The organism is Halogeometricum borinquense DSM 11551 (assembly GCF_000172995.2).
Taxonomy (GTDB): domain Archaea; phylum Halobacteriota; class Halobacteria; order Halobacteriales; family Haloferacaceae; genus Halogeometricum; species Halogeometricum borinquense.
In genome coordinates this window covers 546,623-559,758 of sequence record NC_014729.1, presented here as the reverse complement: position 1 = coordinate 559,758, position 13,136 = coordinate 546,623, and the positions used below count along the sequence as shown (strand labels likewise).

Genomic DNA, 13,136 nt, shown 5'->3' with positions numbered 1-13,136 from the left:
GAGCGGAACTCAGAAAAAGAGGAACGACTCCTGCGGGACAGTGCCGAACTTCACCGCGAGATAGAGGAAGAAGAAGATAGTCGCATCGTACGCGCCGTGGATGAATATCGGAACGAGGAGGTTATCCGTATACTCGTAGACGATGCCGAAGACGACGCTTGGTAAGAGCAAGATGCTAATACTGGTGAGACGGGCCATCGGAGTCCCACCGATAGCAAAGAAGTGAATGGCGGCGAAGATGACGCTTGCAAGCAAGATACCGACGGCAGGCGAGAACGACTCTCGGAGGCGACTCTGGACGACGCCGCGGAACAACAGTTCCTCACCGACGCCGATGAACAGGAACGAGGCGGGGATCAAGAGCAGCAACACCTCGGGATTCTCCATCCCCAACTGCGCGGCTTGGTTGGTTCCCGTCTCGACGTTCAACTGGCTCACGAGGATGACAGACGAGTAGCCGAGGCCGAGAGCCGCTACGTAACCGATGCCGGCGGCGAGGATGTCACGGGGGCCCGGGAGGTGAATCCCGAAGTACGAAAGGTCTTCGTTGCGGTACCTGAGGTACAGGAACGCCATCCCGCCGATGCCGCCCCACGTCAGGAAGACGAGGGAAATCGAGATGTTGAGTATCGGCGTGATCTCGATCCCGGTGAGCACTAGCGGAACCGAGACGAGGAAGACGAAAGCGATGCCGAGTGCTGGTCCGGCGATGGCGAGAAGTATGGCGACTGCGAGTGCACGAAGTTGACTACTGGGCGAGGAAGCGTCTGGTTCGGAGGACACAGTCTGCATTGGTAACGCTCCGTCAAAACGATTCGTGGTTCGGTTGCCTCACGACCTCTCCACACTATCGACTCACCGCCAACGCTCTGCGAGTTCGTAGCGGAGAACTCCGTGGAGAGCGCGGCCGTCACGCATTTCGCCATCTAACGCGGCTGTGAGTACGTCGTCGTACGGTTCGACGGCGACGCGAATGCTCTCGTTGAAGTCGAGTTCCTGCTCTCCGGTCGGCTCGCAGTCGCGGGCGACGAAGTGGTGGTGCACGCTGTTCAAGAGACCGTTTGCCGGCTCAACTGACCCAACGTATTCGAGCGAACCGGCCTCGTAGCCCGTCTCCTCAGTGAGTTCGCGCCGGGCCGCCGCGGCGATATCGTCGTCGTCGGATTCCAGTGAGCCTGCCGGAAGGCCGCGATTCACTCGACCGACCGCCTGCCGCCACTCTTCGACGAGAACGACGTCGTCGTCGGGCGTGAACGGAAGCACGACGACGGCTTCCGGTTCGTCAACGTAGTGGAACTCCGTCTCCGTCCCATCGGGAAGAACGACGTCGTCCATCTGAACGTCGAACCCCGGACAGGTGTACTCTACAGCAGAAGCGGTCGTTTCCCACGCGAGTTCGTCCGCCTGTGCAGTGTCGTCGTCATCGACCATACGCCGTCTCCGGTCGGATACCAGAAAAAGCCGCGTGGTGGGAAGCGCTTCACCCCGTATCGAAGGATAGACGGACCGGGGCTATCGGTCGCGGACGATGAGAACGGTTCCTGCAATCGTCATCGTCAGAGAGACGAGCGTTACCCCGACGTGCAGTTCGGTGAACCAGAACGGTACCTGAATCCCCGTCTGGAAGAGGATCAACAGTAGCGAGAGGACGGGCACGTCCCCATTACCGTACACCGTGGCGTCCTCATTGACGGCGTAGGTGGTGGCACCGACCGTCTCACCCTCGGGGAGGCGTTCGGCCTCGTAGGGGACGTAGGGAGTCTTGTAACTCCACACCGTCATGCCGGACTCGTTCACCTCCACGACGCGTTGGTTCAGCGAGTCGGTGATGAGCGTGTTGCCGTTCGCCAGCCGATCCGCGTCGCGCGGCCAACTGAACGGGACGCCCTCGGCCTCGTAGACGGCCCAGGCGACTTCCCACTCGTCCGTTGTGTTGTTACGGTGGAGTTCGACGATACGGTCGTTGTGACTGTCGGCGACGAGGACCGACCCGTTGTTTAACCACTGAGGGTTGTGCTGTTGCAGCAGTACCTCGGGGTCGCCGGTGCCGTCGCCGTTCTCGTCTTTGTTGATAACCTCAACGACGCCCTCACCGCGTTCGATCACGACGAGTTGGTTCGCGTTGCGAACCGAGACGAGATACCGGTCTTCGGAAAGCGCGTCCACGTCGTTGATGTGGAGCCAATCGGTCGTCGTCGGGTCCGCGGGCGCGTCGTACATCGAACTCGCGTTCCACTGCCACGTCACCTCGCCGTTTTTCACGGTGAAGATGCGCTCGTACTCCATGTCGCTGACGAGGAACTCGCCGGAGTCCAGCAGTTCCACGTCGTGGACCTCGCTGTTCGAACGCGTCCGAACGGGGAAGGAGTACTCGTAGACGATTTCAGCACCGCCGTCGTCGGTCGGTTCGAGGATGCGGAAGCCGGTGTGCGTACACGGAGATTCGTACGGTTCACAGTCCTCGTATCCGGAGTCCATGAACCCCGTGGCGACGCTCCCGTTGTCGAGCATCGTCACGTCGAAATAGCTGTCTGTCTCTGCCGCTTTCCATTTGGTCTCTTTCCCGTCGAGGAGATAGACGGAACCGCTCTCGTGGAGGCCGGGGCCGCCACCTTGCGACCCAACGAGCGTCTGAGGAGTTCCGTCGTTACCGGCGGCGCCGACGCTCGGTGCGAGGGCCGCACTGACGACGAGCGAGGAGACCAAAAGGACGACACCGAAGACGATGAGCATCGTCCCCGCCTGTCGTCCCGTATCCGGGCGTAATCCGGTCATCAGTTATCGAAGGCAGTACCCACGGCGACGAAAAGTGTTCGGTCCGCGCTCGCGCGGCGGTAATAGTCCGGTAATCGTAGAGAGTGCGACACTGCCGAGCAACGACGGAAAGACTATACCATCCTCGGCAGTCAGTCTCGATACCTGAAATGTCTCGTTTCGCGTACACTGCCGGTGACAGCACCGACAAACTGACTCCAACAATCTCAATTAACTGTCAATAGATGTTCGTCGGCCACGAGTTCCTCGCGTTCGCCCTCGCCGGAACACTGACCCGACTTACCGGACGAGACGCGCGTACCGCACTGTTTGCTGGCGGTGTGGCCGCTCTGTGTGCGTTGCTTCCGGATTTAGATGTCGCCTACGGGTTCGCCACGTATCTTCTGGCCGTTGCAGATGGAACGACCCTCTCGTGGGACGCCTTCTGGGGAGTTACAAACGGCGTCCACCGCGTGGTTACCCATCCGCTTCCCGTCGGTGCCGCTGCCACGCTCTGTTTCGCGGCCGCCGTTGCCATCGTTCCCGCCCGCGGTCGTGGCAAAGAAACGCGGATGCAGAACCGAACGCCGCACGGCTTGCTCATCCACACAACTCTCGCCGTCGTCGCGAGTGTCGTCGCCGCGGCCGTCATCTGGGCGATGGCCCGCGTCTCGAGCGAATCGGCGGCCGTCGTCGCCGCCACCTACCTCGGTACCGTCTGCGTCGTCGGTGCGGCCGTCAGCCGTCGATTCGGGAAGGAGAGCAGACTCGGTATCGGGACACCGACTCTGGCATTCGCCGCGGGTGTTGGCTTCCTCACACACCCGTTCGGTGACGTGCTCATGGCCGCCCCGCCGCCGCTTTTCGCACCCGCTGCACCCTCACCGCTCACTGACCGCGTGGTGTTTTCGGCAGACGAGACGGTGAACCTCCTCAACATCTTGTTCGTGGAAGTCGCCACCGTGTGGGCCGGTCTGTTCACGTACCTCCGTCTCACCGGGCACCGTCTCCGCGACGCCTTCGCGGGGCGAGCAGTGGTCGGCGTCGGCTACGCCGCGGCCGCGTTTGTACTTCCACGTCCGACGATGGTTGATGCGCACTATCTCGGTTTTACCGTCGTTCCTCTCGCCGTCGTCGTCGGGGCGACGGCATTCGGACGGGGCGCTACGTCGCGGAGAATGCGAGCAGTTCGCGCTCTGACAATCGGGTTAGCGACGCTCACCATCGCCGCAGTGGCGTACCTCGTCGCCTATCTTCTCATCTAGATCACCGACCACCTGATCTAAAGCGAGATACCGTCGAGGTCCGACTCCAACTCCGCGACGTAGTCGTTGTACGATTCTACGAATCCCTCGAATCCGCCGACCAGTTGGCGAACGTCCGGCGCGGCGGGTGGTTCGTACTGTGAGAGCAGGTAGACGCCGCCCTCGCCGCCGACACGGAGGTACGACGTACGGTCGAGTTCTCGCTTCAGTTCCCATCGCGTGCCCGAGACAGTCGTAGCGAAAGTGCCGTAGTCGGTGCCATCGTAGCGGTGTAACTGGACGGCAATCTCGTCGCATACCTCACGGATGCGGTCTACGATCCGATCGCGTTCGGCGACGACGCCCGATGTTTCGTGTGGTTCAGGAAAGTCAGTCGAAACGTCGTCGAGGACGCCCGAACGCGACTCGACGTAGTCGTTGTACGACTCCACGAACGACTCGTAATCCTGCATCGCCGTCGCCAGTTCCGTCGGGTCCGGTTGGCGCTTCGTGGAGACGACGTACGTTTCGGACCCGCCGTTCCCTTCGTATCGGAGGTACTGGAGCGCACCCCCCTCGTACTTGACCGTCCACGTCCCCCGCGGCGTGTTGAACGCTTCTTGGCCGTAGTCGCCGCCCTGCAGAAGGGCGAGTTCGCGCGCAATCCGCCCCGCGTGCGACTCGACGGCCGCGACAACCTCGTCGCGTCGTTCAGCGACGGCGGCAGTATCAGCGAAATCGAAATCTATCGCCTCGGTCATTCGTGTCGGTGGTCGGGTCCGGCGAGGATAACGTCTCTGAAGAAACTCGGTAGATACCCGGACACACCGCTCGCTCTGCTCGCGGCGACTCAGACGCCACACGGTGCTCGTCGGAAAAGAATGCGGGAGAAGTGGGCCGGCGCGAATTCGAATCGCGGTTACGGCCACCCGAAGGCCGAAGGATACCAAGCTACCCCACCGGCCCGCACGTTGAATTGAGTCCGGCGTCGCGTTTAACAGTTGTGATTCACGGTGTCCGAGCGCCGTCAGTTAGTATGACGAGAAGCCGTCGGTGTCGAGATAGTTGTGCGCGACGGTGATAGAGTGGTCGGCGTGCAACACCTCGGGACCGAGACGAACCCGTTCGTCGGCCGCATCAGCGAGGGCGGCCGCCTCGTCGTCCGTAAAGTCGTGGTGATCCGAGAGAACGAACACTGGGTCTTCGGGCGGTTCGACGTCGGCCACCGGGTCGCCGTTCTCGTGAAGTTCGATGACAGTACCGTCAGTAGCGACGGCGTCGAGCGTCGCGTCGAATCCCATCCGGCGGATACTGACGCCGGGGCTCGCCTCGGCAGGCATGTGTCCGATAGCTTCCTCGCGGACGTCGAGTGCGCCGCGAATCAGGGCGGCTGTACTCCGTTCATCGGGGTTGAGACGACGTAACTCTGCACCCTCGAATCGGACAGTGAACTCGTCGCCGAGAACAAGATGGACACGAACGGACTCTCGAATCGCGTGCGAGAGGAAAAACGCGGAGTTGACACATCGACACAGGACATCGAGGCGACCTGCGCCGCCTGCCAAGTCGTCAAGTGAGAACTCTGGCGTTGTCGGAGCGTCGTGACCGATGATGACGAACTGTCTCATACGGGGAACTCCCACCGATTCACCAAGGGTCTGTCCTTCCGGCAGAGCGAAAACACCACTAGCGGTAACATTTACCTGCGACAAGCATAATGAACTATCATAGAGAATCGATTGAACAAACAAGGAGGTATTTGAGATTTTGGAAGATATTAATACCACTGTTCCCACCATAAATGCCATAATTGTCCAGAAATATCGAACGTATTAGATTGATATCTACATACTTATATTCAAAAGTAACTAATGGGCAAAAAGTCAAAAATCGGCGTACAAGACCACTAGAAAACAAGATTTGCCGATACCGGGAAACATTCGTTAGGTATTTATCTAACCGGCGGTTGATTCTCGGTATCCCTCAACATAAGGTGCACTGACCCATGTCAGATAAAAACAATACAACTCACAGTAAACTGAACCGTCGCCGTGTCCTCCAAGGCCTCGGTGGTGCCGGTATCGCAGGCCTCGCCGGGTGTGCTGGCGGCTCCGACACCGGAACCGACAGTGGAAACACAGACGGTGGGAACGAAGAGTCGAACAACAAGCTCAAGATGGCCCTCGTCAAGAGCCCCATCGAGTTCGACCCCATCATCGCAAACGACGTTCCGTCGTCGCAGGTCATCGACCGTATCGTCGAAGGCCTCTACACGTACGACGAGAGTACGGGTATCGTCCCGGCCCTCGCCAAGGGCGAACCCGAAGTGTCCAAGGAAGGCAAACGGTACGTCGTCAAACTGAACAGCGATGCGACGTACTCCAACGGTGACAAAGTCACGGCCGAGGACGTGAAATACTCGTACACGGCCCCGGTCACCGAAGAGACCGAGAACGCCTCCGAACTGAACATGATCGACACCATCACGGTTGTCGATGAAGAGACGGTTCAGTTCGACCTGAAGTACGCGTACGCGCCGTTCATGACCACGCTCACGTGGTACGTCGTTCCGAAGTCCGTCCGCGAGGAGGACAAGAATGCGTTCAAAAGCGGCGACAGCCTGATCGGCTCCGGCCCGTTCGTCTTCGATAGCTGGCAGGAAGGCCAGTACGCTCGCATCAAGGCCAACGAGAACTATTGGGGCGAACCGAAGCCGAAAGTTCCGGAAATCGAATTCGTGCCGGTCACTGAGGCGACGACGCGCGTCACGACCCTTAAGAACAGCGAGAACGACGTTATCGAGGAGATTCCGCCGAAGCAGTACCCGACGGTCCGCAGCATCTCCGACGCAAGCATTCAGGAAGTGCCCGGTATCGGGTACTTCTACGCGGCGTTCAACTGTAAGGAAGGCCCGACGGCTGACCCGAAGGTCCGCGAGGCAATCGACTACGCGTTCGATATGGATCAGGCGGTCTCCTCCTACGTCGAACCGACGGGGATTCGTCAGTACAGCCCCTACCCGAAATCGATCTCCGAGGACTGGGGCTTCCCGCTCGACGAGTGGAAAAGTATCCCCCACTCGAAGGACATCGACAAGACGAAGTCCCTGTTTGACGAGGCCGGCGTGTCGGACGACTACTCGTTCCAGGTCATCGTCCCGCCGGACGACAAACGTGAACAGATCGGTATCTCCATCTCCAACGGTATCAAGGAGGCCGGTTGGGACGCAAGCGTTCAGCGTCTCGACTGGGGTGCGTTCCTCGACAAGTACGTCTCCGGCAGCGAGGACGACTACAACATCTACACGCTCGGTTGGTCCGGCTCGCCCGACCCCGACGCGTTCTCGTACTTCCTGTTCGGCCGTGACGAAGACACGCTCGGCGTGACGAACGGGACGTACTACGGGAACAACAGCGAGTCCGGCAAAGAGGTCAGCGAGAAGTTCATCAAAGCGCGTCAGATGCTCGACCGTGACAAGCGTAAACAGCTCTACACGGAAGCGACGACGACGCTTCTCGAAGACCGTGCGCACCTGCCCGCGTACAACCTCAAGAACAGCTTCGGCGTGAAAGACTACGTCAAAGACTTCCACGCCCACCCGGTGGACAGCTTCACGGTGGCGACCGACTACAACAACCTCTCTGTCGGTACGAAATAATCGTACAGACAGAGGCGGTGACGCCATATTTATGTACAAACCGACCACTAAACGACGCCTAGAGTCATACATGGACACGATACTGTAAGTGGTGTAACAATGGGACGCCTTCGCTACACAATCAGCCGACTCCTCCAATCGATCCCGGTGATCGTGGGTGTGATTACGATCACGTTCTTCCTCACCGACGCGATTCCGGGGGACCCAGTACAGATCATGCTCGGCCCATCGCCGAGCGCACAACAAGCCGCAGCCATCCGCGCAAAGTTCGGACTTGACCAGCCCGTCCACGTTCGGTACTTCAAGTACCTACTAGACGTCGTTCAACTCAAACTCGGAACGAGTATCTACTACGGCGTGCCGGTCACGCAGAAGATTGCAGAACGCCTACCGATCACGCTGTATCTCCTGCTCTCCAGTTTCACCTTTGCACTGATAACCGCCGTTCCACTCGGCATTATCTCCGCAAAGCGGCGTAACAAGCCGACAGACCACGTCTCGCGTATCGTCGCCCTCCTTGGCGTCAGTACGCCCTCCTTCTGGATCGGCCTGATGCTCATCATCATCTTCTCGTTCTGGCTGGACATCTTCCCTGCGACCAACATCGTCCTGCCGTGGGCGGCACCGGCGGCAGTCGACGGAGCGGCAAATCAGATCGACGTCATACTCACGTCGATTCACCACCTCATCTTGCCGACCATTACGCTCGGAACGCTCCAGATGGCTGCGTTCACCCGTATCGAGCGTTCCTCGATGCTCGAAGTACTCGGTGAGGAGTACGTCAAACTCGCCCGCGCCTACGGCGTCAGCGAGAGTAAAATCGTGCGTAAGCACGCTTTCCGAAACGCACAGCTTCCACTCATCACGCTCGTCGGTCTGCAACTAACGAGCGCGCTGGGTGGTGCAGTACTGACGGAGACAGTCTTCTCCATCAACGGCATGGGTCGGCTCATCATTACAGCCATCCAAAATCAGGACTTCCAACTCGTGATGGGGACGACGCTGGTGTTCGGACTGGTGTTCGTCATCGGTGTCATCCTCACAGACCTGTCGTACGCCTACGTCGATCCACGAGTCTCCTTCGAGGGTGAAGAATAACGATGTCGAACGCAACAACCCGAACTGACGCAGACGAAAGCGGTCCCGAGCAGCCTGAAGCGCGAGTCGGCTTGCGCTACACCCTCTCGCAAGTGCGACGCGACCCGACAGCACTTGTTGGACTGGGTGTCATCGCACTGATGACGACTGTCGCACTCATCGCCTTCATCGACGGCGTCCTCTTCGGCTTCCTTGCGGAGTTCAAGACGTTCGCCAACATGGGAATTCATCAGTACATGCTGGCGGACATGTTCTGGATCAACCCGGTGAACGATCCGAGCAACGCACAGATTCTCCGTCCGCCCGTCTACCAGACGAACGAACTGTACCCGAACGACCCCGGTACGTGGGCACACCCGCTCGGGACTGACCACCGAGGGCGTGACATCCTTGCGCGCCTGTTCTACGGCACGCGTATCGCCATCACGGTGGCTATCGTCTCGACCGGTATCGCCATGATATTCGGGATGCTCGTCGGTGCAGTCGCCGGATACTACGGTGGCTGGATCGACGACGCGCTGATGCGTGCATCGGAGACGCTGTACGCGATTCCGTTCCTCATCTTGGTCATCGCGTTCATGACTGCGTTCGGTAAGAACCTGACGTACGCGATGATTGGGGTCGGTATTGCCACGATTCCGACGTTCGCACGCCTCATCCGCTCCCGCGTGCTCTCGGTACGTGAAGAAGACTACATCGAGGCAGCACAGGCGGCGGGGGTACGTGACCGTGATATCATCCTCCGGCACGTCATCCCGAACAGTTTCGCCCCCGTCCTCGTGCAGGCGACGCTCCAAGTCGGCGTGAACATTCTCATCATCGCCGGCCTGTCGTTCCTCGGCTACGGCGCACAGCCGCCGACGCCGTCGTGGGGACAGATGCTCTCGAACTCTCGGGAGTACATGCTTCCGAACCCATGGTTCAGCATCTGGCCCGGTATCGCTATCCTGATCACCGTCGTCGGGTTCAACCTCATCGGCGACGGCCTCCGAGACGCACTCGACCCACGGATTAACAACTGATGAGCGAACCAATACTCAAAGTCGAGAACCTGAAGACGCAGTTCTTCACCGAGGAGGGGACTGTCCGTGCAGTGGACGGTATCTCTTTCGAGGTGAACGAAGGGGAACTCGTCGGCCTCGTGGGCGAGTCCGGCGCTGGCAAGTCGGTCGCAACGAGTTCGATCATGCGACTCGTCGAAGATCCCGGCGAAGTCGTCGGCGGGACAGTAACCTACAAAGGAAAGAAGCTGATCGACATCGAGGAGGGCTCAGACGGCGAACTCCGCCAATCCTCGGAGATGCTCTCGAACGAGGAGATGCGCAAGCAGATCCGGGGGCGAGAGATAGCGATCATCTTCCAAGACCCGATGGAGGCTCTGAACCCGGTGTTCACCGTCGGTGGGCAACTCCGCGAGTTCATCGAGATCAACCGAGATGTCTCGTCCGAACAGGCCAAAGAAATCGCAATCGACATGCTTCGGGAAGTGGGGATTCCGGAACCCGAAAAGCGATACGACAGCTATCCCCACCAGTTCTCCGGCGGGATGCGCCAGCGCGTCATTATCGCAATGGCGCTCGCCTGCGAACCGGACCTCATCATCGCTGACGAGCCGACGACCGCACTCGACGTGACAGTCGAAGGGCAGATTCTCGACCTCGTCAAGGAACTTCAAGAGAAGTACAACACGTCGTTCGTCTGGGTTACGCACGACCTCGGCGTGGTTGCCGAGATCTGTGATCGGGTGAACGTGATGTACCTCGGTGAGATTATCGAACAGGCGGACGTTGACGACCTGTTCCACAAGACGCGCCATCCGTACACGGATGCGTTGTTAGATTCGATCCCGCGGCCGGACCAGAGCGTCGATGAACTCAACCCGATCAAGGGCGTCATGCCCGAGGCAATCAACCCGCCGTCGGGATGTCGGTTCCACACGCGGTGTCCGGAGGCGCGGACCGTCTGCAAGGAAGTCCGTCCGACGTATCAAGACGTGAGCGACCCAAACGAGTCATCCCACTACGTCTCGTGTGTGAAATACGAGAACGTGGGGTACGACGACGCCGAGCCGCTCGAAACCGAGGCAACAGACGCCTTCAGCGGCGGACTCGTCGAAGCGCGAGGTGATGGAGAATGAGCAAAGGAATGGTAACTGAGAGTTCCGAGGAAGTCAACTTCGGGGAAACCCTCCTCCGAGTCGAAGGACTGACCAAATACTTCAGTCAAGGGAGCGGTTTCATCGGGAATCTGCTCAACGACGACGAGGTGAAAGCCGTAGACGACGTGACGTTCAACATCGCCAAAGGCGAGACGCTCGGCCTCGTTGGCGAGTCCGGGTGTGGGAAATCTACGCTCGCGCGGACGGTACTGCGACTCCTCGAACCGACCGACGGCGCAGTGTGGTTCAAAGACGACAACCTCGCGGAGATGAGCGGCGAGGAACTCCGCACGATGCGTGAGGACATGCAGATGATCTTCCAGGACCCGCAGTCCTCCTTGGACCCGCGGATGAAGGTCGGCCCCATCGTCGAGGAGCCGATGAAGGCACACGGTCTCTACAAGGGCCAGCGCGAAGAACGCGCGCGGATGCTGTTGGAAAAAGTCGGTCTCGACCCCCAACACTACAATCGCTATCCGCACCAGTTCTCCGGTGGCCAGCGCCAGCGCGTGAATCTTGCGCGCGCACTCGCCGTCAACCCGGACTTCATCGTCTGCGACGAACCCACCTCGGCACTCGACGCTTCGATTCAAGCCCAAGTGCTGAACACGATGCGGGACCTGCAGGACGAGTTCGGATTGACGTACCTGTTCATCAGCCACGACCTCTCCGTCATCCGGCACATCTCCGACCGTGTAGCGGTGATGTATCTCGGGCAGTTGGTCGAACTCGCCGAAACCGAGGAGCTGTTCGAGAACCCACAGCACCCGTACACGAACGCGCTGTTGCAGTCGATTCCGGTCCCCGACCCACGACACGGCGGTCAGCGCGGCGTGCTCGAAGGCGACGTCCCGTCGCCCATCGACCCGCCGTCCGGCTGTCGGTTCCGGACGCGATGCCCGCGACTCATCGCGCCCGAAAAGTACGACTTGACGCTCGAAGAGTGGGACGACATAAAGGCGTTCATGCGGGAGACGGAGCGCCGAACCTTCGAACTCGACGGGGAGGCGTCCCTCCGTCAGGAGTTCTTCCCGAACGGAACTCCGGACGGTGAAGCCGGATCACTCGTCGAGACGAGTATCGACGATGTCCTCAACGACGACTGGGACGCTGCGGAGGAACGGCTCACCGAGTCGTTCGCAGAACAAAGCATCTGTGCGCAGGAGATACCCGAGTACGAAGTCGAATCCGAACACGGAAACGACATCCACATCGCCGCCTGCCACCTCCACCACGACGATATCTCGGGGAGCGCGAACGCCGACTAACTGACGCGTCTCACACTTTCTTCGACGCTCCGTTTTCCGTCAGACGTTGGGGGGAAGCTTCCGTCAGACGGTGGAGGGAAACGGCGTCAATCAGCGATTCGAATCTCTGTCGTGTCTTCGGGTCGAGTGCCGTCAAGTGCGAGATACGCACCGATTTCGTGGACGCCGCACGTCGGTTCGACCCACCGAGTCGGCGTATCGTCGTCACCGACCCGTTTGAGGAGACCGTTCCACGTCTGGGTGAGTACTTTACGCTCGCCCGCACGGAAGGAGAGTTTCGACGGCGACTCGGGCAGGTAGATCTGTTCGTCGCTGGCCTCCAGTTCGCCGTCCACGGTCCACCCCCACAGACGATGTGTCGGGGTGTGGACGGCGACAGGGAGTGGCAGTCGGTTCTCGATTTCGACCGTCAGTTCGACTGGTTCGCCGGGTGCGTACGTCTCTTTGTCCGTTCGAACCGAAAGCGAAAGGCTTCGTTTGACGATGGCCTGCGGAACGAACTTCCCAAGCGCATCGGTAATCGGACTCTTGGTGTCGTCGAAGCCATGGCGGTCTTCTCGTTTTCCAGTGGGGCCGTCCGCAGGAGACATCTCTCGACAGGCAGGTAGGCGCGCGTATCGTTTACTTCCGTCGGTCGCGGGCGTCTCAACCACAGTGCGACAGAATTGACTGCTTCCCGAAGCGGTTCCGAACAGCACAATGTTTTGATTTGTTGACAACATTCTCGAACAATGGTCTCCCTCAAAGCAGTCGGCCGCGTCCTGACTAGCCTCCTCGGAACGATGTTCGGGACCCTCCTCATTGGACTCGGATTGGTCCACGTCCTCGGTTCGAACGAACCGCCGTGGCAACTCGCCTTCGGCATCGTCCTCCTCTCCGGGGCCGCATTACTTGTCAAGTCGGCGAGCGTCACGCGCCGGGCGTTCACGTCTGCCTGAGTCGGACGTGAGTCGTCG

The 13,136-nt window shown here is 59.8% G+C and carries 13 protein-coding genes and 1 tRNA gene; 7 read left to right on the top strand and 7 right to left on the bottom strand.

The features are described 5' to 3' along the window. Nucleotides 1-9: 9 nt before the first annotated feature. The 3 genes from HBOR_RS02895 to HBOR_RS02885 form a co-directional block, all read right to left on the bottom strand. Nucleotides 10-792, bottom strand: a complete 783-nt coding sequence (locus tag HBOR_RS02895) for a CPBP family intramembrane glutamic endopeptidase (protein WP_006055236.1) — start codon at nt 790-792, stop codon at nt 10-12. Between the two features lie 63 nt (nt 793-855). Further along, entirely contained in the window at nt 856-1,431 is a 576-nt protein-coding gene (locus HBOR_RS02890) for an NUDIX hydrolase (protein WP_006055237.1), read from the bottom strand. A gap of 81 nt (nt 1,432-1,512) precedes the next feature. Then, nucleotides 1,513-2,775, bottom strand: coding sequence for an arylsulfotransferase family protein (locus HBOR_RS02885; RefSeq protein WP_013440464.1), 1,263 nt, complete (start codon nt 2,773-2,775; stop codon nt 1,513-1,515). Nucleotides 2,776-2,999: 224 nt separating this feature from the next. Between HBOR_RS02885 and HBOR_RS02880 the strand changes: the two genes are divergently transcribed. Then, complete coding sequence (locus tag HBOR_RS02880) at nt 3,000-4,019, top strand: metal-dependent hydrolase (protein WP_006055239.1); 1,020 nt, start codon at nt 3,000-3,002, stop codon at nt 4,017-4,019. Nucleotides 4,020-4,036: 17 nt separating this feature from the next. Here HBOR_RS02880 and HBOR_RS02875 read toward each other — a convergent pair whose 3' ends face one another. From HBOR_RS02875 to trmY, 3 genes are all read right to left on the bottom strand, one after another. Beyond that, nucleotides 4,037-4,759 (bottom strand): hypothetical protein, encoded by a 723-nt coding sequence (locus HBOR_RS02875; protein WP_006055240.1) that lies wholly within the window; start codon nt 4,757-4,759, stop codon nt 4,037-4,039. 132 nt (nt 4,760-4,891) lie between these two features. Beyond that, nucleotides 4,892-4,964: transfer RNA gene (locus tag HBOR_RS02870), tRNA-Pro, on the bottom strand. 65 nt (nt 4,965-5,029) lie between these two features. Continuing rightward, nucleotides 5,030-5,626 carry a tRNA (pseudouridine(54)-N(1))-methyltransferase TrmY gene (gene trmY / locus HBOR_RS02865; protein ID WP_006055241.1) on the bottom strand — a complete coding sequence of 199 codons (597 nt, stop codon included), beginning with the start codon at nt 5,624-5,626 and terminating at the stop codon, nt 5,030-5,032. 377 nt (nt 5,627-6,003) lie between these two features. Between trmY and HBOR_RS02860 the strand changes: the two genes are divergently transcribed. From HBOR_RS02860 to HBOR_RS02840, 5 genes are all read left to right on the top strand, one after another. Then, nucleotides 6,004-7,656 carry an ABC transporter substrate-binding protein gene (locus tag HBOR_RS02860; protein WP_006055242.1) on the top strand — a complete coding sequence of 551 codons (1,653 nt, stop codon included), beginning with the start codon at nt 6,004-6,006 and terminating at the stop codon, nt 7,654-7,656. A gap of 99 nt (nt 7,657-7,755) precedes the next feature. Beyond that, entirely contained in the window at nt 7,756-8,754 is a 999-nt protein-coding gene (locus tag HBOR_RS02855; protein ID WP_006055243.1) for an ABC transporter permease, read from the top strand. Between the two features lie 2 nt (nt 8,755-8,756). Beyond that, on the top strand, nt 8,757-9,776 hold the full coding sequence (locus tag HBOR_RS02850; protein WP_006055244.1) for an ABC transporter permease: 1,020 nt from the start codon (nt 8,757-8,759) through the stop codon (nt 9,774-9,776). Next, nucleotides 9,776-10,891 (top strand): ABC transporter ATP-binding protein, encoded by a 1,116-nt coding sequence (locus HBOR_RS02845; RefSeq protein ID WP_006055245.1) that lies wholly within the window; start codon nt 9,776-9,778, stop codon nt 10,889-10,891. Before HBOR_RS02850 ends, HBOR_RS02845 begins: the two co-directional genes overlap by 1 nt. Further along, on the top strand, nt 10,888-12,180 hold the full coding sequence (locus HBOR_RS02840) for an ABC transporter ATP-binding protein (protein ID WP_006055246.1): 1,293 nt from the start codon (nt 10,888-10,890) through the stop codon (nt 12,178-12,180). The genes HBOR_RS02845 and HBOR_RS02840 overlap by 4 nt, the downstream gene beginning before the upstream one ends. 86 nt (nt 12,181-12,266) lie before the next feature. Here HBOR_RS02840 and HBOR_RS02835 read toward each other — a convergent pair whose 3' ends face one another. Then, nucleotides 12,267-12,770 carry a hypothetical protein gene (locus tag HBOR_RS02835; RefSeq protein ID WP_006055247.1) on the bottom strand — a complete coding sequence of 168 codons (504 nt, stop codon included), beginning with the start codon at nt 12,768-12,770 and terminating at the stop codon, nt 12,267-12,269. Between the two features lie 141 nt (nt 12,771-12,911). Between HBOR_RS02835 and HBOR_RS02830 the strand changes: the two genes are divergently transcribed. Then, nucleotides 12,912-13,118 carry a hypothetical protein gene (locus HBOR_RS02830; RefSeq protein WP_006055248.1) on the top strand — a complete coding sequence of 69 codons (207 nt, stop codon included), beginning with the start codon at nt 12,912-12,914 and terminating at the stop codon, nt 13,116-13,118. The last annotated feature ends 18 nt before the right edge of the window (nt 13,119-13,136 follow it).